The 22075-nt window shown below is 72.3% G+C and carries 17 protein-coding genes; 1 reads left to right on the top strand and 16 read right to left on the bottom strand.

From position 1 onward, the window contains the following. Window positions 1–47 precede the first annotated feature (47 nt). The 16 genes from AC507J_RS27305 to AC507J_RS27230 form a co-directional block, all read right to left on the bottom strand. Complete coding sequence (locus tag AC507J_RS27305) at window positions 48–1055, bottom strand: sugar phosphate isomerase/epimerase family protein (RefSeq protein WP_496292485.1); 1008 nt, start codon at window positions 1053–1055, stop codon at window positions 48–50. Between the two features lie 242 nt (window positions 1056–1297). Continuing rightward, entirely contained in the window at window positions 1298–3016 is a 1719-nt protein-coding gene (locus AC507J_RS27300) for a ThuA domain-containing protein (RefSeq protein WP_496292483.1), read from the bottom strand. A gap of 160 nt (window positions 3017–3176) precedes the next feature. Further along, window positions 3177–4244 carry a polyprenyl synthetase family protein gene (locus AC507J_RS27295; RefSeq protein ID WP_496292481.1) on the bottom strand — a complete coding sequence of 356 codons (1068 nt, stop codon included), beginning with the start codon at window positions 4242–4244 and terminating at the stop codon, window positions 3177–3179. Next, window positions 4241–5629 (bottom strand): alkaline phosphatase family protein, encoded by a 1389-nt coding sequence (locus AC507J_RS27290; protein WP_496292479.1) that lies wholly within the window; start codon window positions 5627–5629, stop codon window positions 4241–4243. The genes AC507J_RS27295 and AC507J_RS27290 overlap by 4 nt, the downstream gene beginning before the upstream one ends. After that, a complete protein-coding gene (gene eboE, locus AC507J_RS27285) occupies window positions 5629–6897 on the bottom strand; it encodes a metabolite traffic protein EboE (protein ID WP_496292477.1) in 1269 nt (422 codons plus the stop codon). The genes AC507J_RS27290 and eboE overlap by 1 nt, the downstream gene beginning before the upstream one ends. Continuing rightward, window positions 6897–7748: a TatD family hydrolase gene (locus AC507J_RS27280; protein ID WP_496292475.1), complete on the bottom strand. Its 852-nt coding sequence runs from the start codon at window positions 7746–7748 to the stop codon at window positions 6897–6899. The genes eboE and AC507J_RS27280 overlap by 1 nt, the downstream gene beginning before the upstream one ends. Continuing rightward, window positions 7748–8392 carry an EboA domain-containing protein gene (locus tag AC507J_RS27275; RefSeq protein ID WP_496292473.1) on the bottom strand — a complete coding sequence of 215 codons (645 nt, stop codon included), beginning with the start codon at window positions 8390–8392 and terminating at the stop codon, window positions 7748–7750. The genes AC507J_RS27280 and AC507J_RS27275 overlap by 1 nt, the downstream gene beginning before the upstream one ends. Next, window positions 8392–9306, bottom strand: coding sequence for a sugar phosphate isomerase/epimerase family protein (locus tag AC507J_RS27270; RefSeq protein ID WP_496292471.1), 915 nt, complete (start codon window positions 9304–9306; stop codon window positions 8392–8394). Before AC507J_RS27270 ends, AC507J_RS27275 begins: the two co-directional genes overlap by 1 nt. Continuing rightward, complete coding sequence (locus AC507J_RS27265; RefSeq protein ID WP_496292469.1) at window positions 9303–10217, bottom strand: SCO3242 family prenyltransferase; 915 nt, start codon at window positions 10215–10217, stop codon at window positions 9303–9305. Before AC507J_RS27265 ends, AC507J_RS27270 begins: the two co-directional genes overlap by 4 nt. Beyond that, a complete protein-coding gene (locus AC507J_RS27260; protein ID WP_496292467.1) occupies window positions 10201–11361 on the bottom strand; it encodes an inositol-3-phosphate synthase in 1161 nt (386 codons plus the stop codon). Before AC507J_RS27260 ends, AC507J_RS27265 begins: the two co-directional genes overlap by 17 nt. 498 nt (window positions 11362–11859) lie before the next feature. Beyond that, window positions 11860–13035 (bottom strand): Gfo/Idh/MocA family protein, encoded by a 1176-nt coding sequence (locus AC507J_RS27255; protein WP_496292516.1) that lies wholly within the window; start codon window positions 13033–13035, stop codon window positions 11860–11862. Window positions 13036–13089: 54 nt separating this feature from the next. After that, window positions 13090–14133 (bottom strand): substrate-binding domain-containing protein, encoded by a 1044-nt coding sequence (locus AC507J_RS27250; protein ID WP_496292465.1) that lies wholly within the window; start codon window positions 14131–14133, stop codon window positions 13090–13092. Window positions 14134–14226: 93 nt separating this feature from the next. Further along, window positions 14227–15348 carry an ABC transporter permease gene (locus tag AC507J_RS27245; RefSeq protein WP_496292463.1) on the bottom strand — a complete coding sequence of 374 codons (1122 nt, stop codon included), beginning with the start codon at window positions 15346–15348 and terminating at the stop codon, window positions 14227–14229. Beyond that, window positions 15345–16922, bottom strand: a complete 1578-nt coding sequence (locus tag AC507J_RS27240) for a sugar ABC transporter ATP-binding protein (protein ID WP_496292461.1) — start codon at window positions 16920–16922, stop codon at window positions 15345–15347. The genes AC507J_RS27245 and AC507J_RS27240 overlap by 4 nt, the downstream gene beginning before the upstream one ends. Before the next feature lie 22 nt (window positions 16923–16944). Then, a complete protein-coding gene (locus AC507J_RS27235; RefSeq protein WP_496292459.1) occupies window positions 16945–18123 on the bottom strand; it encodes an ROK family protein in 1179 nt (392 codons plus the stop codon). Window positions 18124–18291: 168 nt separating this feature from the next. Further along, the gene (locus AC507J_RS27230) at window positions 18292–19344 is read right to left on the bottom strand and encodes a YihY/virulence factor BrkB family protein (protein WP_496292457.1); all 1053 of its coding nucleotides are present in this window, start codon (window positions 19342–19344) and stop codon (window positions 18292–18294) included. Between the two features lie 515 nt (window positions 19345–19859). Here AC507J_RS27230 and AC507J_RS27225 point away from each other — a divergent pair. After that, entirely contained in the window at window positions 19860–22064 is a 2205-nt protein-coding gene (locus AC507J_RS27225) for a TRAP transporter permease (RefSeq protein WP_496292455.1), read from the top strand. Window positions 22065–22075: the final 11 nt, after the last annotated feature.

The raw sequence follows: 22075 nt of genomic DNA, 5'->3' as shown, positions 1-22075 counted from the left end.
GGACCCCGGGAGTACGGCGGCTACCGCGCCCCCGGGGTCGGCCAGCTTCAGTCCTTGCTGCTGAACGCCGCGTCGAAGGCGGCGGCGGGCGCGTCGAAGGCGAGCCGGCGGACGAACTGGAGCGCCTCCGGGGCGCCGACCAGCCGGTCCATTCCGGCGTCCTCCCACTCGATCGAGATCGGGCCGTCGTAGCCGATCGCGTTCAGTGCCCGGAAGCAGTCCTCCCAGGGCACGTCACCGTGCCCGGTGGAGACGAAGTCCCAGCCGCGTCGCAGATCCGCCCAGGGCAGGTGGGAGGCGAGCCGGCCGCGCCGACCGTCGCCGGTACGCACCTTGGCGTCCTTGCAGTCGACGTGGTAGATCCGGTCGGCGAAGTCGAAGATGAAGTTGACCGGGTCGAGTTCCTGCCAGACGAAGTGCGACGGGTCCCAGTTCAGCCCGAACGCGGGCCGGTGCCCGATCGCCTCCAGGGTCCGCTTGGTGGTCCAGTAGTCGTAGGCGATCTCGCTCGGGTGCACCTCGTGTGCGAAGCGCACCCCGACCTCGTCGAAGACGTCCAGGATCGGGTTCCACCGGTCGGCGAAGTCCTGGTAGCCGCGTTCGATCATCGAGGGCGGTACCGGCGGGAACATCGCCAGGGTGTGCCAGATCGACGAGCCGGTGAAGCCGACGACGGTGTTCACCCCGAGCTTCGCCGCCGCGCGGGCGGTGTCCTTGATCTCCTCGGCGGCCCGCTGGCGTACCCCCTCGGGCTCGCCGTCTCCCCAGATCCGGGCCGGCAGGATGCCCTGGTGGCGCTCGTCGATGGGGTGGTCGCAGACCGCCTGGCCGACCAGGTGGTTGGAGATCGTGAAGACCTGGAGGTTGTGCTTGGCGAGCGTCTCCCGTTTGCGGTCGACGTACGCGTCGTCGGCCAGGGCCTTGTCGACCTCGAAGTGGTCACCCCAGCAGGCGATCTCCAGCCCGTCGTAGCCCCACTCGGCGGCGAGCCGGCACACCTCGTCGAACGGAAGGTCGGCCCACTGGCCGGTGAACAACGTGATCGGTCGCGCCATGTGTCCTTTTCCCCTGTCGTGTTGGGGATTCCGTACCTGCGGGACCGGGGCGAGGGATGGCCGGATGCGGCGGCCCCGACGATGCCCGGTGGGCGCTTGTCGCGCCTGGGACCGACGGGTTGCGCCTCCCGTCGGTTCACCGGCCACCTCGCGGTCGCCACGTCCACTCTAGGCGGCGGGCGCGCGGTTAAAAAGGGGCCCCGCTACAACGCCAGGCGTTAGCAGGGGGCCCCTCCTTTCACCTACGGCAGCACCCAGCGCTGGTTGGCGTTGGTGTGGCAGGTCCAGAGGTGCACGGCCTGACCGTCGGCGGAACTGTTGTTTGACACATCCAGACACTTGCCCGAGTTCGGATTGCGCAACGTGCCGTTCGACTGCGCCGACCAGACCTGCGCGCCGCCACCGCTACACGTCCACAACTGGATCTTCGTACCATCCGCCGAACCAGCACCATTGACATCCAGACACTTACCCAACGCCCGGATCGTCGAATTCGGCGTCACCGTCCAGGTCTGCGCCGCACCACCGTTACACGTCCAGATCTGGATCTGCGTACCATCCGCCGACGAACCATTGCGCACGTCCAGACATTTGCCGGCCAGGCCGGTGATCCGACCCGTGCGGTCGCCGCTCGGCGGCGGGTTGGTGCCGCCCAGTTCCTTGATCCGGATGTTGCGGAACGACACGTCGTCGCCGGTGCCGTGGTTCTGGATGCCGATGTGGCCGGCGAGCGAGCGTACCGGGTCGGTGTTGGTGAAATCGTTGATCTTCACGCCGTTCAGGAAGACCTGGAGCCGCTCCCCCTCCACCAGCAGTTCGTAGGTGTTCCACTCCCCCGCCGGGTTCAGCGCGGCGTCCCGGGCGGCGATGTCGGCGGCCTTGAAGCCGTAGATCGCACCGGTGGTCTTGTCCGCCGTGTCGGTGGGGTCGATCTGCACCTCGTAACCGTTGTTGATCGCCGAGTTCGGGTCGCTGGACGGCGGGAAGCCGATGAAGACGCCCGAGTTGTCGTCCCCGGCCACTCGCCAGTCGAGCTTCAGCGAGTAGTTGGTGAACTGCTTGGCGCTGTACCAGAACAGGCCCATGCCGCCGACCGAGGTCAGGGTGGCGTCGGAGTTGGTGAAGCTGCCCGGCCCGGCCTGGGACCAGCCGGTGGTCGAGCCGTTGTAGAGGGCGGTGTAGCCGGTCTCCGGGCGGCAGTCGGCCTTGGTACGGCCGGCCGCGTACCGGATGCCGCCGAGCAGGTGCGCCCGGAAGGCCGGCTCGGCGTACGAGGCCTGGGTGTGGCCGCCGCCCGTGTAGAAGGACCGGCCGCCCGCGTACGTCTTGCACCAGGCGATCGGGTGGTCGGCGCCCATCACGCCGCCGGAGTACGACGACTCGTTGAGATTGGCCAGGATCATGGCGCCGGGGCGGGCGCTGGCCTGGTAGTCGTACCACTCGTCGGTGCGGGTCCAGGTCTGCGGCAGGTGGGCGGTGGCCGCGTGGGCCCGGTTCTCCACCCGGACCTGGGCCTGCTGGATGGCCGGGTGCGAACGGAAGTACGCCCCGACCAGGTTGCCGTAGAAGGACCAGCCGTACTCGGTGTCGGCGGCGGAGTGCACGCCGACGTAGCCGCCACCCGCGGCGATGTACGACTCGAAGGCGGTCTGCTGGCTGGCGTTGAGCACGTCGCCTGTGGTGTTGAGGAAGATCACCGCCTCGTACTGGGCGAGGTTGCCGGTGGTGAAGCGGCTGGCGTCCTCGGTGGCGGTGACTGTGAAGTTGTTCGCCGCGCCCAGGTCACGGATGGCCTGGGTGCCGACGGCGATGGAGTCGTGCCGGAAGCCCGCCGTCTTGGAGAAGACCAGCACGTCGTACGGGGCGTCGGCGGCGCTGGCCGGGGTGGCCGGTGCGGTGCAGGCCAGGACGGCGAAGGCGGCGGTGGCCAGGCCGAGGGCGGGTCTGAGGAGTTTGCGCATGTCGCTTTCCCAACGCCGGTTCACCTCGACAAAACATTTTCGGTGTTGCCGACGACACTAAATTAGATATGTCGATGTGTCCATACCTTCCGGGTAACCAGGCAGGACTTTCGTCGGTTTGATCAAAAGTGAAGGCGGCGCAACGCGCAGGCGGAGCGGCTCAGCGTTGCCGGTCGATCGCCTGGGCGGCCAACCCGGCCAGCGCCGTCCGGCTCTCCTCGACAAGTTCGGTACGCCCCAGCACGGCCAGCGCCGCGGCGGCCCGGACCTCGATCATCTGCTCGATCTTCGCCCGCGCCCCGGTGTCCTCGATGATCTTCCGCAGTTCGGCGGCGCCCGCCGCGTCCAGGTCGGGATTGCCGAACAGCTCCCGCAGCCGCGCGCTCTGGCTCCGGTCGGCGGCATCGCGGGCCAGCGCCATCATCACCGTCGGCTTGCCCTCGCGCAGGTCGTCCAGGACGGACTTGCCGGTGACCGCCGGGTCGCCGAAAACCCCCAGGACGTCGTCGCGGAGCTGGAAGGCGTCCCCGAGCGGGTCACCGAACTCGGCCAGCGCGGCAATCAGCTCGGAGGGCGCCCCGGCCAGCGCGGCGCCGATCTGCAACGGCCGGGTGACCGTGTACCGCGCCCCCTTCATCCGGATCACGGTGAGCGCGCTGGCGACCGAGCCGTCCCCCACCCCGGAGACCAGGTCGAGATACTCCCCCGCGATCACCTCGGTGCGCATCAGCGCGAAGACGCCGTACCCGCGATGCACCGCCTCGGTGCTCAGTCCGCACTCGTGGAACATCTGGTCCGCCCAGGCGGCACAGAGATCGCCGCAGAGCAGGGCGGTGTTGCGCCCGTACGCCTCGGGGTCGCCCCGCCAGGACGAGCGGGCGTGCAGATCGGCGAAGATCCGGTGCACCGAGGGCTCCCCCCGGCGACGGTCACTGCCGTCCAGGATGTCGTCGTGGATCAGCGCGAAGGCGTGGAACAGCTCAAGCGCGGCGGCAGCGGTCACGATCGGGGTGCCGTCCGGGCCACCCGCGCCCCGCCAGCCCCAGTAGCAGAAGAGCGGACGCAGCCGCTTGCCGCCGGTGAGCACGAACCGGTGCAGGGTGGTGAAGACGCCGCGCGGCGCGCCGTCCGGCCAGTCCGGGTCCTGCCGGCCGAGGAAGGCGGTCAGCTCGGCGTCGAACCGGTTCCGCAGCTCGCCCGCGTCGGTCGGCACCGCCGTGACGGTCACGATGCCGCCAACCCGGCCAGCTCCAGCAGCAGCCCCTTCACCTCCGTGGCGGCTATCCGGTCCCGGGCCGCCGACGCGTCGGAGCAGAGCAGCACCGGCCCGTCGGCGGGGTCGGCCGGCAGCCGCCCGTGCGACCCCCGCACCGCCCGCGCCCCGGCGTCCAGCCCGACCACGCTCATCAGGTATCGCATGCCGAGCTTCTTGCGCGCCAGCGCGACGGCGGCGCGCCGCTTCGCCGCACCGGGAGCCGCCGGGTCGAAGAAGAGCTCCGCCGGGTCGTACCCGGGTTTGCGGTGGATCTCGACCAGCCGGGCGAAGTCGGGCGCCCGGGCATCGTCCAACCAGTAGTAGTACGTGAACCAGGCGTCCGGCTCCGCGACCAGCACCAGCTCACCGGCGCGCGGGTGGTCCAGCCCGTAGCTCACCTTGCCGGCGGCGTCGAGCACCTCGGCCACCCCGGGCAGCGCCGCGCAGAGCTTCGCCACCGCCGGTACGTCCGCCGGATCGCGCACGTAGACGTGGGCGATCTGGTGGTCGGCGACCGCGAACGCCCGGGAGGTCCACGGGTCGAGGTACTCCATGCCAGCCTGGGTGTGCACCCGCAGCAACCCTTCGGCGCGCAGCAGCCGGTTCACGTCGACCGGCCGGGAGACGTCGGTGATGCCGTACTCCGAGAGCACCACCACCGTCGCGTCCCGCTCCCGCGCGGCGTCCAGCAGCGGGGCGAGCACGCCGTCCAACTCGGCCGCTGCGGCGGCGGCCTGCGGCGCGGATGCACCGAAGCGTTGCAGGTCGTAGTCCAGGTGCGGGACGTAGACCAGGGTCAGGTCGGGTGACTGCTCGGCGAGGATCCGCTGAGCCGCCTGGCAGATCCACCGGGACGACGCCAGCCCGGCCCCCGGCCCCCAGTAGTTGAAGAGCGGGAAGGTGCCCAACGCCGTGGTGAGCGAGTCGTGCAGCTGCGGCGGATCGGTGTAGCAGTCCGGGTCCTTGCGCCCGTCGGCGTGGTACACCGGGCGTGGGGTGACGGTCCAGTCCACGTCCGCGCCCATCGCGTACCACCAGCAGACGTTCGCCACCGTGTAGTCCGGCCGGACCCGGCGCGCCGCCTGCCACAGCTTCTCCCCGCCGACCAGCGCGTTGTGCTGCCGCCAGAGCAGCACCTCGCCGAGGTCGCGGAAGTACCACCCGTTGCCGACGATCCCGTGGTCGGCCGGGCGGCTCCCGGTGAGGAAGGTGGACTGCACCGAGCAGGTCACCGCCGGCAGCACCGTGCCCAGTTCGGCGCGGAACCCGGTGTCGGCCACCGCGCGCAGCCGGGGCATGTGCGCCAGCAGGCGCGGGGTCAGTCCCACCACGTCCAGCACCACCAGCTGTCGACCCATCAGGCCGCCACCTCACTTCGATGAAGGGTCAGCCCGAGGGCGACCAGCTCGTCTCGGGCGAAGGCCAGCTCCGCGGCGATCCCGGCGGCCAGCTCCGCGTCGGTGTGCGGGCGCCGCGCGGCCGGCAGCACCCCCCAGGTGTACGTCTCCACGTCGAGGTGATCACAGTCCGCGTCCGGGCCGGCGAGGAGCGCGGCCAGCGCGGCGCGCAGCACCGGCAGGGTCGAGCCAAGCGGCGGCTCGGGTGGGGCGTGCAGCGGCACGTGATAGTGCACCCGCCACGGGCCCGGCAGCGCCGCGTCGAGCGCCGCGTCCAGGTCGTCGGCCGCCCAGGCCGGGTCCGCCGGATCCGCCGGACTGAAGCCACCGCCGGTCGCGGCGAGGCCAGCGCCGGTCGAACCGGTCACCGTGGTCGCGCTGGGCGAGCCGGTCGCGGCGGCGCAGCTGGCGGTGCGGGTCTGGTGCAGGAACCGCGGCTCGACCCAGCGGCGCAGCGCGGCGGCGTCACCGGTCGGGTCGGCCGCCTCCAGCGCGGCGGAGACCTGCACCTTCACCACCGGCAGGCCGGCCGCCGCCAGCCGGTCCAGGGCGGCGGCCGGTTCCTCCCAGGCGCAGGCGAGGTGGGCCAGGTCCAGGCAGACACCGAGCCGCTCGGTGTCCACTCCGGACAGCATGGTCGCCGCCTGCGCGCTGCTCTCCACGACGCAGCCGGGCTCCGGCTCGAAGCCGACCCGCACCGGCCGGCCGGTCTCCCGCTCGACGTCGGCGAGCCCGGCGGCGAGCTGGTCGAGGCGGCGTCGGGCGGCGTCGGCCCGGGTCGCGTCCCAGGGTGTGCGCCAGGCCAGCGGCAGGGTGGAGACCGAGCCCCGGGCGGCGTCGTCGGGCAGCAGGTCGGCGAGCACCCGGGCCAGGTCCAGGGTGTACCGGAGCCGGTCGTCGGTGGTCCAGTCCGGGTGGTAAACCGCGCCCTTGACCACCGGGGCCTGGAAGGACGCGTACGGGAAGCCGTTGAGCGTGACCACCTCCAGGCCGCGTACCGACAACTCGGTGCGCAGCCGGCGGCGGGCGTGCGGATCGGCGGCCAGCTCGGCGGCGACCGGGGCGGCCAGCCACAGCCCCAGGCCGAGCAGGTCGCTGCCGAGCGCCGCGCGGACCGGCACCGCGTACCGGTCGAGCTGGTCGAGGATGCCGGCCAGCTCCTCGGCCGGGTGCACGTTTGTGCAGTAGCCGAGGTGGACGGTGCGCCCGCCGGCGTGCCGCAGCCGCATCAGCTGCCGCCGCGCAGGATGGAGTTGCCGGCGAAGGTCGCCTCCGGTGCCTCGACGTCGCTCAGGTCCAGCCGGCCGGACTGCCCGTAGAACTCGACCGGGTTGCGCCAGAGCACCCGGTCGACGTCGTCCTCGGAGAAGCCGGCGAGCAGCATCGCCTCGCCGGTGGCCCGGGTGAGCAGCGGATCCGAGCGGCCCCAGTCGGCGGCCGAGTTGACCAGGATCCGTTCGGTCCCGTACGCCTTGAGCACCTCGACCATCCGGGGCGGCGACATCTTGGTGTCCGGGTAGATCGAGAAGCCGAGCCAACAGCCGGTGTCCCGGACCAGTTTCACGGTCACCTCGTTGAGGTGGTCGAGCACCACCCGGCCCGGTGCGATGCCGGACTCGGCGACCACGGCGAGGCTGCGCTCGACGCCGCGGGCCTTGTCCCGGTGCGGGGTGTGCACAAGCGCCGGCAGGTCGTGCGCCACGGCCAGGGCGAGCTGGGCGGCGAAGGCGGCGTCCTCCTCGGGTGTCATCGAGTCGTACCCGATCTCGCCGACCGCGACCACGCCGTCCTTGTCCAGGTAGCGGGGCAGCACGTCGAGCACCGGCCGGCAGCGCGGGTCGTTGGCCTCCTTCGGGTTGAGCGCAACCGTGGCGTGGTGGCGCACCCCGAACTGGCCGGCCCGGAACGGCTCCCAGCCCACCAGGGAGTCGAAGTAGTCGGTGAACGATCCGACGCTGGTGCGCGGCTGACCGAGCCAGAATGCCGGTTCCACCACCGCCCGCACGCCCGCAGCGGCCATCCGCTCGTAGTCGTCGGTGGTCCGGGACGTCATGTGGATGTGCGGGTCGAAGATGCGCATCACGCCTCCCTGTGGTGCGGTTGGCCGGTGGCGATCAACCGGCCCGGCGGATCGGTGGTGGTCAACCGGTCCAGCAACTCGGTGGCGTCGGCGGGCATGCTCCGGCCGGCGGCCCGCCGCTCGGCGGCGAGCGCGGCGAGCATCGTCGCCAGCTCCCCGTCGGCGCGGGCGTCGAGGTCGGCCACCACGGCCAGCGGTACGCCGGTGAAGACGCACTTGAGCACGGCCTGCCGCCAGGCCGGTGCGTCGAGGTGCTCCGCGTACGGGCCGAGGGCGGCGGCGACCAGCCGGGTGTCGTTGGTGCGCAGCGCGTCGTGCAGCAGCGGCAACCCGGCCGCGCCGACCGGCAGCAGCGGCAGCGCCTTGAGCACGGCCCGCTTCTCGGCCGCGTCCCCGGTGCGGTAGAGCGTCTCGACCCATTCCGCGTGCCCGCTCGGCAGGGTGGCCAGCAGCAGCGCGCGGGCCGCCTCGTCGGCGGTCCAGCCGGGCAGGTCGGGCAGGTCGGCCCGCCCGCAGCACCGACCGACCGCCGGAAAGAACCGGCCGATCGCCGCCGGCTGCACCGCGACGCCGCGCAGCGCCGCCGCCAGCCAGTCCGGATCGGGTACGCCCCGCAGGGCCGTCCGCAGCTCGTTCGGTGTCATCACCGTCTCCGCCCTTCCTGTGCTGCTGTCAGTGGTGCGCCGCCGGCGGACGCGGCCCGGAGGAAGTCCAGCGAGCGGGCGGCCACGGCCGGGGCGGCGTGCGAGTGCCGGGGCAGCTCGACCGCGACCAGACCCCGGTAGCCGACCTCGCGCAGCGCGGCCAGCACCGGCGGAAAGTCGATCTCGCCCGTGCCGAACTCCAGGTGCTCGTGTACGCCCCGCCGCATGTCGTCGATCTGCACGTTGACCAGGTGCGCGCCGACCTCGCGGACGCAGTCGGGCACCGGCGCAGGCTCCAGGCAGCGGCAGTGCCCGATGTCGAGGGTGATGCCGAGCGTCGCCGGCCGCCCCAGGGCCGCGTGCAGCCGGTGCCAGCCCGCGATGTCCTCGACAAGCATCCCCGGCTCGGGCTCGAAGCCCAGCCGCACACCGGCGGCGTCGGCCGCCGCCACCACTGTGGCGCAGCCGGCCACCAGACGGTCCCAGGCGACGGCGGGCTGGACCTCCTCGGGCCGGATCCCGGCCCAGTAGGAGACCGCCTCGGCACCGAGGTCGGCGCCGATCGCCACCGCGCGACGCAGGAACTCCACCCGGCGGGCGGGATCGTCGTGCAGCAGCGTCGGCGCGTGCTTGTGCCAGGGGTCGAGCAGGTACCGGGCCCCGGTCTCGACCACCACCGCCAGGTCGAGCGCGGCCAGCCGGCGGCCCACGGCGGCGACCCGGCGGGCCAGCCCCGGCGCGAACGGGTCGAGGTGGTCGTGATCCAGCGTCAGCGCGACACCGGCGTAGCCAAGCTCGGCGATGACGGCAAGCGCGTCGTCGAGGCGGTGGTTGGCGAAGCCGTTGGTGCCGTACCCGAAGCGCAGGCCGCCGGCCCCCGCACCGGGGGCTGTGGGGTTGGCGGCGGCGGTCATGTCGGGGAGATCTTCCGGGCCAGTCGCCGGCCCAGCGGCGCGGCCGCCGCCACCGCCAGCCCGAGCAGGCCGGCACCGGCGCGCGCGGTCAACGCGCCCTGCAAGGCGGGCAGGCTGGTGATGCCGGCGCCGACCGCCGCGCGGACCCGGTCGGCGGTGGGCCGGGCGACCACTCGGGCCTGCGCGCCGCCGTAGCGGGTGGCGTACCAGCCGGCGAGGACGGCGGGCAGCGCCGCCGCGACGGCAGCCAGGCCAACGCGTTCGCCGGAAGGTTCGGCGGCTCGCCGGCCGGCCCCGGGCCGGAGCGGTCCGGGTGGGCGGGCGGCGCTGGCGGCGACCAGGGCGGTGCCGGCGAGGGTGCCCAGCGGCAGCAGGGCGTCGGCGCCGTGCACCTCGCGGCGGGACAGGGCGGTGACGGTCCAGGTGTGCGCGGCCACGGTGGCTACCGCCGGCAACGCCCGCACCGGCCGGGCGCTGGCGCCGAGCAGCACGTCCAGGCCCCGACAGGTGGCCATCACGGCCGGTCCGGCGGCGGTGTTCTTGGCCACCAGGTCGTACCCCCAGACGGCGGCGGCCAGCGGCAGCGCAACGGCGACCGAACGGCGTCCACCGGCCGCGGCGGCGAGCCCGACGCCCGCGGCGGTGAGGCCGGCGGCCAGGCCGACCGCGACGCCGGGGCGGACCCGTCCGCTGGGGATCGGCCGCTCCGGGCGTTCGACGGCGTCGAGCCGCCGGTCGGCCCAGTCGTTGGCGGCCATGCCGGCCCAGTAGAGCAGGACCGACGCGGCGGCCAGGGCGGGCGTACGCGGGCCGAGCGTGCCCGCCGCGGCGGCACCGGCGATCACGTCGCCCGGCACCGAGAGCGCGGCCGGTGCCCGGACCAGCTCGGCGAGGTCAGCCACGCGGGTCATCGGCACCTCCGGTGTGCAGCCGCTGGGCGAAGGCGCAGAGTCGGGTCCACTGCTCGGCGAGCGATCCGCTGCCGGTGCCGAGCGGGTCCTTGAAGAAGAAGGCGAGGTCGGCCAGCGCCCCGGTCTGGCCGGCGGCGTGCGCGGCGGCGGTGAGCCGGGCCAGGTCGAGCACGAGCGGGGCGGCCAGCGCCGAGTCGCAGCCGTGCCAGGTGAACTCCAGGCGCATCCCGGTGCCGAGGAAGCCGGCGAAGGTGATCAGGTCCCAGGCGGTCTTGAAGTCGCCCAGGTCCTCGACGTAGTCGATGCGGGTCTCCCCCTGCGGCAGGTAGCCGAGCGTCTCGCCGAGCACCCGCTGCTTGCTGCGGACCTTGGCGGCGTTGGCCGCCGGGTCGGCCAGCGTGGCACCGTCGCCCCCGCCGAGCAGGTTGAGCCCGGACCAGGACCGCACGGCGAGGTTGCGCATCGCGAACATCGGCGCGAGCACCGACTTGAGCAGGGTCTCACCGGTCTTGCCGTCGTGCCCGGCGTACGGCACCCGGTGGGTGTCGGCAAGCGCGGTCAGGGCCGGCAGCCGCAGGCCGGTGGAGGGGGTGAAGTCGACGTACGCGCAGCCGGCCGTCACCGCCGCGTACGCGTAGAGCGAGCTGGGCGGTAGCACCTCGTCGGGGCCGGCGAGGGCGGCGTGCAGCGCGTCCGGCTCGGCGTGCGCGGGGTGCGGGCGGCACGCCGGCTCGGTGGCCGCGACGTTTACCACCACCACGCTTGCCAGCCGGTGCCGGTCGCGGAACTCGGTGAGGTCGCGGACCAGCGTGGCGGCCCGGTCGGCCTGGCTGCCTCCGCTGGGTGCCGGGCGCAACTCCCGCTCGACGGCGGCCAGTTCCTCGGGCAGCGCGGCGACCAGGCGGGCGGGCAGCACCCCGGCGGCGGCCAGCGCCTCGGCGCGTTTGGCCAGTGGGGTGGCGACCACGTCGTGCCCGCCGAAGACCAGGTCGGCGAAGGCCGGCAGGGCCGGGCCGTTCAGCGCGGGCAACTCGGTGACACACCCGGTCGGCCCGGTCAACCCGGCCCGCAGGGCGAGCGCCCCCACGACGCTGGTGGTCGCGACCGAGCCGCGCGCTCCCACCAGCCAGACACCCGTACGCATGGCGCTCCTTCCCGGTCGGGGAATCCGGCCATTGGATTACATGAATATCACAGATTTATTAAGAAAGATACCCTTTGTGCGGATGTGCCCCGTCCGCCCGGCCGCCCAGGGTGAAGGCTCGCCGGCCCGGCGGCGAGGTCGGCGGCGACGCCGCCGCACCGGCGACCCGGAGCGGGCCCGACGGACGGGGCTGGCAGGCAGGGGCGGTCGGCGTCGCGCCCCCGCCTGCTCCGCATCCGGCCGGGCGCGAACTTGGCGCGTCCGGCCGGACGACTTGTCGAAGACGGACCGCCTCGATGCGGTTGAGGTCTCTCCAGCCCGAGGGCCGTGGTGCGGCCCTCCGGTGTGGCCGGGGAATCCCGGTCCGGCCACACCGGAGGAACCGCGCTGCTCGTGCCCACCGGCGTCACGGCCTGCGGGCACACCCTCCGACACCGACCCGTACCGGCCGCGGGGCGCAACCGCGGCCGACCCTCGCCGGTCGGCACCGGAGGTGGCTCAGGCGACGGCCCCCGCCAACGCCGGCTCCACCTCGGTCCAGGAGGACCCCAGTTCGGCCGAGCGGACCACCGCGTCCAGCACCAGCTGCACCTGCAACGCCTCGGCGAAGGACGGCGTCGGATCCGCGCCGGTCGCCACCGCCTCGATGAAGTCGCGCATCTGATGGGTGAAGGAGTGCTCGTACCCGATGATGTGGCCCGGCGGCCACCAGGCCGACAGGTACGGGTGTTCGGCCTCGGTCACCAGGATCCGGCTGAAGCCCTGCTCCGCGGCGGGCCGCGTCGCGTCGTAGAACTCCAGCTCGTTCAGCCGTTCCAGGTCGAAGGCGACGCTGCCCAGCGACCCGTTGACCTCGACACGGAGGGCGTTCTTGCGCCCGGTGGCGAACCGGGTCGCCTCGTAGGTGGCAAGCGATCCGCCGTCCAGTCGGGCCACGAAGATGGCCGCGTCGTCGACGGTGACCGGGCCGGTGGCGGCGCTGCCCCCGTCGGCCTGCGCCGCCAACCCGCTCGACTCGGCCGGCAGCGGCCGCTCCTTGACGAACGTCTCGGTCACCGCGCTGACCCCGCTGATCCGCTGGCCGGTGACGTACTGGGTCAGGTCGATGATGTGCGCGCCGATGTCACCCAGCGCGCCGGAGCCCGACACCTCCTTACGGAGCCGCCAGACCAGGGGGAACTGCGGGTCCACGATCCAGTCCTGAAGGTAGGTGGCCCGAACGTGCCGGATCTCGCCGAGTCGTCCCTCGGCGACCAGCTGCCGCATCAACGCCACCGCGGGCACCCGCCGGTAGTTGAATCCGCACATCGACCGCGCCCCGCCGGCGCGGGCGTTGGCCGCCGCGGCGGCCATCTCCCGGGCCTCGGCGACCGTGTTGGCCAGCGGCTTCTCGCACAGCACATGCTTGCCGGCGGCCAACGCGGCCAGGGCGATCTCGGCGTGGCTGTCACCCGGTGTGCAGATGTCGACCACGTCGATGTCCGGCCGGGCCACCAGTTCCCGCCAGTCGGTGGTGTGTTCCTCCCAGCCGAGCCGGTCGGCGGCCTCGGCCACCTTCCCGGGATCCCGGCCGCAGACGGCCACCATCCGGGCCCGCGCCGGCAGGTCGTACACCCGGTTCACGGTGCGCCACGCCTGCGAGTGCGCGGCACCCATGAACGCGTAGCCGACCATGCCGACCCGCAGTTGGTTGTCGTTCGTGGACAAGGTGGGTCTCCCCCCGTTGTGTCAGAACCCGAGCTTCAGGTAGTCGCTCGCGTTCTCCTTCGTGATCGTTTCCGAGGCGAGGACGATCTCCTTGGGCACCTGGAGTTCCACCAGGTCGGACATGCCCCGGCCCTGGCCGATCAGCCGGGCCAGGGAGATGGCCGAGGAGGCCATCGACGGGCTGTAGGTCACGGTGGCCTTGAGCACCGTGTTGTCGGCCTGGATGTCCTCCATCGCCTTCTTCGAACCGGCGCCGCCGACCATGAAGAACTCGTTGCGGTTGGCCTGGCTGATCGCGGCCATCACGCCGATGCCCTGGTCGTCGTCGTGGTTCCAGATCGCGTCGATCTTCGGCAGCGCCTGGAGCAGCTGGCTCGCCTCCTGCTGACCGGAGTCCACGGTGAAGCGGGCCGCCCGCCGGTTGGCCACCTTCAGGCCGTGCTGGGCCAGGGTGTCGTTGAAGCCCTTCGTGCGCTCCTGGGTCAGCTCCAGCTCGTCCATGCCGGCGATTTCGGCGATCACCGGGTTGCTGACGCCCTTGGCCTTGAGCTGCTCGAAGATGAAGTTGGCCGCCGAGACGCCCATGCCGTAGTTGTCGCCCTTGATCTGCAACCGGTAGGCCTTGGCGTCCGGGAAGGCCCGGTCCAGGTTGACCACCGGGATGCCGGCCGCCATCGCCTCCAGGCCGAAGGAGTTGAGCTCCTTGCCGTCGTGCGGCAACAGCACGATCACGTCGGGCTTCTGCGAGATCAGCGTGGAGAGCGCCGCCCGCTGGGCCGCCGCGTCCGCGCCGGCCTCGACCGTCTTGAACTCCACGTCGGAGTACGCGCCGGCCTGTGCCTTGGCGTTGTTGGTGATCGCCGCGATCCAGCCGTGGTCGGCGGCCGGCGCGGAGAAGCCGATCGTCACCTGCTTGCCGGGCTCGGCGTTACCGCCGCCGTCGGCCGCCTTGGTCTGTGCCTCGGTCGGCGTGCTGCTCTCGTTGCTGGTGCAGGCCGAGAGCAGTACGCCGGCGCCGACGGCCGCCCCGCCGAAGAGCAGCCGGCGGCGACTGTGCTGGGTCATGACGACCTCCTGGGTTCAGGTGGTGGAGAGGGTTTTCGGGTGTGCGGGGCCCGGCCACCGTCGTGCCTCGGTGGCCTGGTTGGAGAATGGGGTTCAGCTGGTGGTCAGCCGGTTACGGCGGAAGAACTGGGAGAGGGTGCCGAACTGGACCTGCTGGATCAGGACGGCCGCGACGATGATGCCGCCCTTGACCATGTTCTGCGCCTCGGTGGAGAGGCCGTTGATCGCGAAGAGGTTGGTGATGGTGGCGAAGATGATCACACCGAGCAGGGAGCCGATGATGGTGCCCCGCCCGCCGCTGAGCAGCGTGCCACCGATGATCACGGCGGCGATCGCGTCCAGCTCGTAGAGGTTCGCCATCGCCGCCTGGGCCGAGGTGGCCTGGGCGGTGAGCATGATGGCGGCGATGCCGCAGCACAGCCCGGAGAGCGCGTAGAGCAGCAGGGTGTGCCGCTTGACGTTGATGCCGGCCAGCCGGGCGGCCTCCGGGTTGCCGCCGACGGCGACCGTACGCCGGCCGAAGGTGGTGCGGTTGAGCAGCACCCAGCCGGCGACGACGACCGCGGCCAGGATGTAGACAAGCAGCGGGATGCCGAGCAGGTTGTTGCTGGCGATGCCGTTGATGGTGCCGTTCTGCGAGATCTGGGTCTGCTTGTCGGAGATCTCGGCGGCCAGACCCCGGGCGGCCACCAGCATGGCCAGCGTGGCGATGAACGGCACCAGCCGCCCGTACGCGATGAGGGTCCCGTTGACCAGGCCGACCGCCACCCCGACCACGATGGCGGTGAAGATCATGCCGCCGGCCCCGAAGCTCTGGGTGGCGACAGTGGTGCACCAGACGCCGGCCAGCGCGACTATCGCGCCGACCGAGAGGTCGATGCCGCCGCCGATGATCACGAAGGTCATCCCGACGGTGACCACGCCGACCACCGAGGCGAGCTTGAGGATGCTGAGCATGTTGGCCCAGACCCAGTCCGGATTGGAGTAGAGGTCGGAGCGGGTGGCCGCGCCGATGACGAAGAGCGCCAGCAGCACCCCGATCAGGGCGAGGTTACGGCGCGCGCCCTCGCCGCCGTCCCCGTGCCACCAGGAGAGCCTGCTGGTGGGTGCCGAGGGCTCCGGCGTCCCGTGCGCGCTGGCGGCCTCGGTCTCGGCCGGGTCCACCGGCGGTGACTGTGCCGGCAACTGGGTCGTGGTGGGAGGACTATCGGTCATGCCGGTGCGCCTTCCATCAGGGACCCCGCCATCACGAGGTCGAGGACGGTGTTTTCGTCGAGTTCGCCGGCCGGGGCCGTCCGGACGACCCGCCCTTCCCGCATCACCAGCACCCGGTCGGCCAGGCCGAGCACCTCGGGCACCTCGCTGGAGACCAGCAGCACCCCGACGCCCTCGGCGGCGAGCTGCCGGATCACCTGATAGAGCTCGGCCCGGGCACCCACGTCCACGCCCCGGGTGGGTTCGTCGAGCAGCAGCAGCCGGGTGCCGCCGAGCAGCCAGCGTCCGACCACCACCTTCTGCTGGTTGCCGCCGGAGAGGGTGCGTACCGCCCGCCGCACGTCGCGCGGTCGCATCTCCAGGCTCTCCGCGATCCGGTCCGCCTCGGCCTGTTCCCGCCCCGCGTCGATGAACCCGAAGCGGGCGTAGCGGCTGAAGGTCGCAAGCGTCACGTTGCGGTAGATCGGCTCGCCGAGCAGCAGCGCCTGGCTCTTGCGCTCCTCGGGCGCCATGCCCAGACCCGCCCGCACCGCCGCGCCGACGCTGCCCGGCCGGAGCGCCTTGCCGGCCATCCGTACGGTGCCCGATTCGGCCCGACGGGCGCCGTAGATGGTTTCCATCAGCTCGGACCGGCCGGAGCCGACCAGCCCGGCGATCCCGACGATCTCGCCGGCCCGGACGGTGAGCGACACGTCGGCGAACTCGCCGGACCGGGTCAGCCCCTCGACCTGGAGCAGGTCCTCGCCGATCTCGCCGCCGGCCGGGCGGTCCGGGAAGACGTACTCGATGGTCCGGCCGGTCATCCGGGAGACCAGCTCCCGGGTCGGGGTGTCGCGGGCCGGCAGGTTCGATGCGGTGGTCCGGCCGTCCTTGAGTACGGTCACCCGGTCGCCGATCTCGCGGATCTCCTCCAACCGGTGGGAGATGTAGATGACCGCGATGCCCTGCGCGGTCAGTTCACGGATGATCCGGAAAAGGTTCTCCACCTCGTCGTGGGCGAGCACCGCGCTCGGTTCGTCCATGATGATCAGCCGCGCCTCGTGGGAGAGCGCACGGGCCATGCTGACCACCTGCTTGCCGGCCGCGGGCAGCGCCCGGACCATCCGGCCGGGCGGGATCTCGGCGTGCCCGAGCCGGCCGAGGATCTGCCGGGTGTGGCGGGCCATCTGCCCCCGGCGGAGGAAACCGAAGCTGCGTGGCTCATGGCCGAGGAAGGCGTTCTCCGCCACCGAGAGGTCCTCGACCAGGTCGAGTTCCTGGTAGATGGTGGCGATCCCGGCGCGCATCGCGGCCTGCGGGTTGGCGAAGTTGACCGGCTCACCGCGCCACTCCACCAGCCCCGAGTCGGGCCGGTGCACCCCGGCGAGCACCTTGATCAGCGTGGACTTGCCGGCACCGTTCTGCCCGAGCAGGCAGTGCACCTCGCCCGCGCGTACCTCAAGCTGCACACCGTCCAGGGCGCGTACGCCGGGAAAGGTCTTCACAACGTCGGTCAGGCGCAGGACAACCTCGCCCGCGACGGTGTCGGTAGGTGCCTCGACCAGTGGAGCACCGGGGCCGGACTGCTCGCTCATGACGATCCTCCACTCCACTCGTTCATGCCGCCTCGCCGAAGGCCAGGTCGCTTGCGAGCACGGCGGCGCCGGCCACGCCGGCCCGCGGTCCGAGCTCGGAGAGCACGACCGGCAGGTTGCCGGTGGCCAGCGGCAGTGAGCGGCGGTAGACCACGCTGCGAATCTCGGCGAGCAGGATGTGCCCGAGCTGGGCGAGCCCGCCGCCGATCACGATCATCGACGGGTTGGTGAAGCTGACCAGCCCGGCCAGGACGCTGCCGACCCGGCGCCCGCCCTCGCGGATCAGCTGGATGCAGGTCACGTCCCCCTCGCTGGCGCCGGCGGCCACGTCGAGGGCGGTGACCGTACCCTGCATGGCCAGCCGTTCGGCAAGCGCCGGAGAGGAACCGGCCCGCGCCGCAGCGGTCGCGTCCTTGGCCAGCGCCGCGCCGCTGAACAGCGCCTCCAGGCAACCGGCGTTGCCGCACGAGCAGATCGGCCCGTGCGGGTCGACCTGGATGTGGCCGACGTCCCCGGCGCAACCGTCGGTGCCCCGGTAGACCTCGCCGCTGAGGTAGATGCCGCAGCCGATGCCGGTGCCGATCTTGACGAACAGGAAGTCGTCCACCGAGTGCGCCACCCCGCCGTGCCGCTCGCCGATGGCCATGATGTTCACGTCGTTGTCGACCACCGCCGGGCAGCCGTGCTCCCGGGTGAGCAGCTCCCGGACGGGAAAGCGGTCCCAGCCCGGCATGATCGGCGGGGAGACCGGCACGCCGTCGCGGAAGCTGACCGGACCGGGCACCCCGATGCCGACCGCGTCGAGCCGCTCGTAGACCCCGTCGGTCCGGGCCTTGTGCAGCAACTCGTTGACCCGGTGGAGAATGGCCTTGGGACCGGACCTGATGTCGGCCGCCTCCGCGTACGCGGCGATCGGCTCCAGCCGCCCGTTGACCACCTCGACGTCGATGGAGCTGGCACCCAGGTCGACGGCGGCGAAGCGCAGCTGCGGCCGCAGCTCGACCAGGGTGGAGCGGCGCCCACCCCGGGACGCCGCCTTGCCCGCCTCGGCGACGTAGCCGAGGGCGACCAGCCGCTCCAGCTCGGCGAGCAACCGGGGGCGGGGCATCTGGAGCCGGTCGGCGAGCTCGGCCCGGGACAGCGCGCCCTCGTCGCGCAGCAGCCGCAGCAGCCGGACGTGCAGGGCATCGGCGGTGTGCACGGCTCACCTCTCACCGGACTCGTTTACATCGACGCAATGTCGATGAGTGGTGTCCGACACAGTAGGAGCCGCCGACGTACGGTGTCCAGACCTTAGAGCGAATCAGACCCAACTTTTGTTGGATCTAGCAAAAGCTATCGGCGGGACGTCCGTAGCCAGATCCGCAGGTCAGCCCGGCTGCCCAGGGTCATCGTCCGAACGCAATTTGCGATCATCACGCAGCTCGACGTAGGGCTCGCGGTCGGCCGGCCGCAGCCCGCCCGCGAGCGCCCGGCCACGGGCCAGTTCGGCGTCGAGTTCCGCGCCGAGCAGAATCGCCACGTTGCTCAACCAGAGCCAGACCAGGAAGATGATCACGCCGGCGAGCGCGCCGTAGGTCTTGTTGTACGAGCCGAAGTTCGCCACGTAGAGCGCGAAGCCGCCGGAGACCAGCAACCAGAGCAGCACCGCAAGTACGCCACCCGGGCTCACCCAACGGAAGCAGCCCTGCCGCGCGTTCGGCGACGCCCAGTAGAGGATCGCGAACATCAGGCTGACCAGGAGCAGCAGCACGGGCCACTTGGCGACGTCCCAGACCGTCACCGCCGTCCGGCCGACCCCCAGGGCGGAGCCGACGTGCTCGGCGAACCGGCCGGTGAAGACCACGATCACCGCACTCGCCAGCAGCAGCAGGCCGATGACCGCGGTCACCCCGACCCGGATCGGCAGGGTCTTCCAGATCGGCCGCCCCTCGGGGACGTCGTAGATGACGTTGGCGGCGCGCATGAAGGCCGCCACGTAGCCGGAGGCCGACCAGAAGGCGGCCAGCAGGCCGACGATCGCGGCGATCCCGGCCAGCCCGCCGTTCTGCTGGGCCTGGTCGAGGGCGGCGCCGAGGATCTGGCGGATGTTCTGCTCCGGCACCGCCTGGTCGACCGTGTCCCGGACGCCCTGGGTGGCTCCGGGACCGAGCAGGCCGAGCAACGAGACCAGGACCAGCAGGCCGGGGAAGATCGAGAGCACGCCGTAGTAGGTGAGCGCCGCGGCCCAGTCGGTCAGCCCGTCGTCGCCGAACTCCCGGACCGTTCGACGCAGCGCCGCCACCCACTCATGCCCGGACAGTCGAGTCGGGCGGGTGGGCGCAGCGCGGCCGGAGTCCGGCCGCTCGCCCCGCTCCGGCCCGCCGTCGGCGGGTCGCCGCTGGGGGTCGCGTCCGTCCGGACGGGAAGACTCGGCGACCATCGCCCCTCCTCAAGCTCGCTGCCATCGCCCGTTCACATGCCCGGACACCGGCCGCGGGTAACCCCCGGACGGCGCAGCAGCCTGAATTCGGCGGGAAATGCGTCGGTCGGCGTTCCCAGCCGGACCGAGTTCCGCCGATTCCGGCGAGGCCGGGGAATGCGCGGAGGCACCCCTTCCCCGGCCTCCCGGCGTGGCTTCCGGGCCCGCCGGCCCGTGACCGAGCCTCCACCATCACGACACTCTGCGTGGTCAGTTGCACACAGAGTAACCATGAGAACAACTTTTTACCTTGCCGAAAATGGCCACCGGATCGCCATCAAAGCCCTAAAAACGGACGGTCCGCCAGCGCGCCACGCGCAGCCCGCGCGGGACCGATCGGCACGTCCACCCCAATCGCGAAAGGGATTCCGAATCATTCATCTCGGCGAGTGACTGAAACAAAATGAAAGTCACTCAGGGAAACGATGATCGACAATGTTCCCAACGCGGAGTCAATTCGCGTATCGTCCCCCATCGTGTCGGCTATCCGATTCACCGAAGATTCCGGACCCGAGGCGAACCGCCCCCACGCCGGCGTGGCGGAGATCGACCGGGACACCGCGACGACGCCCCCGCGCCGCGACCGCCCGGCGGTTCGGGACGCCGCTGCCGACCGGCCGCCGGAAACGGCTGTCGATCCCCGCGAACTGGCGGCCCGGTTCGAGGAGGAGAAGCCCGGTCGGCCCCTCTCCGGCCCGGTAGCCGTCGTCCTGACCGCCGCGACACTGACGATCGCCCTGCTCGCGCTCTGGCAGGTGTTCCAGCCACTCGCCCAGGGCAGCAAGTACTACCTGATCTACTTCCTGGCCGGCGTACTCCCGCTTGTCTTCCTCGCCTACCCGGCCGACCTGCGGCTGCCCCGCCTGCGTCGGCCCGGCACCGACGACGCGCAGGTGACCGCACCGGGCCCGACCGAACCGAGCCGGGTCGACTGGACCCTGGCCGCCACCGCCCTGACCTGCTGCCTCTACCCGGTGCTGCCGGTCGACCTGTTCGGCGGGGGTGGCGGCTACGACGCCTTCCTCGACCGGCAGGGGCTGCTCGTCGGCATGGACGTGGCGATGGGCACCGTCCTGCTGCTCCTGCTGCTGGAGGGGTGCCGCCGCACCACCGGCTGGATCCTGCCCGCCGTCTGCCTGGTCTTCCTCGGCTACGGCTACTACGGTGGCCTGCTGCCGCAGCACTGGGCGGTGGCCCACGCCGGGCTGGACTTCGGGCAGCTCGTGGACGCCTTCTACAACTCCGACAGCGGGTTCTACGGCACCCCGCTGGACGTGGCGGCCACGTACATCGTGCTCTTCACCATCTACGGGGCGGTGCTCGACCTCTCCGGCGCGGGCCGGTTCTTCGTGGACCTCTCCGCCGCGGCGTTCCGGCGGTCCCGCACCGCTGCCGGCCGTACGGCTGTGGCCTCCGGCTTCCTGCTCGGCACCGTCTCCGGCTCGGGGGCGGCGACGACGGTGAGCATCGGCGCGGTCACCTGGCCGATCCTGCGCCGCGCCGGCTACCCGGCGGAGCGGGCCGGTGGGATGCTCGCCGCGGCCGGCGTGGGCGCGATCCTCTCCCCGCCGACGCTCGGCGCGGCGGCCTTCATCATCGCCGAGTACCTCGGCGTGTCCTACCTGCGGGTGCTCGGCTGGGCGATGGTGCCGACCGTGCTCTACTACCTGGGCATCGTGCTCTCGGTGGAGATCGACGCGCGGCGCTCCGGGGTCCGGCCGGCGGCCCTCGCGGCCGGTTCCGCCTGGCGGCTGCTGGCACGTTCCGGGTACCACTTCGCCTCGCTCTTCGCCATCGTCGGGCTGCTCGCCGTCGGGGTGTCGGCCACCCGCGCGGTGGTGCTGGCCACCCTGCTCGCCGTCGCTCTGTCCTTCTTGGACCGGCGGCACCGCCTCACCCCGGCCCGACTGCTCACCGCGCTCTCCGGCGGCGTACGCGGCGTGCTCGCGGTCACCGTGGTCTGCGCGGCGGCGGGCATCATCACCGCCACCACCACGAAGACCGGCCTCGGCCCGCAGGCCGCCGCGCTGCTTGTCAACGCGGCCGGCGTGATCAGCTCCGAGCCGGCCGTGGTGCTCGCGCTAACCGCCCTGCTCGCCGCCGTCGCGCTCACCCTGCTCGGCCTGGCCGTACCGGTCACCGCGTCCTTCGTGATCGGTTGGGTGATCATCGGGCCGGCCCTGCTCGGACTCGGCGTCAGCGCCCCGGCCGCAGCGATGTTCGTCTTCTACTTCGCGGTCCTGTCCGAGGTGTCGCCGCCGACCGCGCTGGCCGCGGTAGCCGCCGCCGCGGTGACCGGTGGGCGGGTGGTGCCGACCATGTGGCACACCCTGCGGTACGCGCTGCCGGCGTACCTGATCCCGCTCGCCTTCGTGGTCACCCCGACCGGACTCGGCCTGCTCGGCATCGGCGGACCCCAGCGGATCGTGGTCGCCACCACGGTCACCGCCCTCGGCGTGGCGGTGCTGGCCGTCGCCGCCGGCGGCTGGCTGCCCGGCGTCGGCCCGGCGGGGGTGCCGGAACGCATCCTCGGCGCGGTCGCCGGGCTGGCGCTGCTCTGGCTGCAACCCGTGCCCGTCGCGATCGGCGCCGTGCTGGCCGGCGTCATGGCGGTGGGCGTGCTCGTACGACGCGGATCCGCCGGGCCCACCGGCGGGACGCGAGCCGGATCACCGGCATGACTCAGGAAGGA

This window comes from Micromonospora sp. PRAS1 (assembly GCF_059553435.1).
This window is presented reverse-complemented; position numbering and strand designations above follow the sequence as displayed.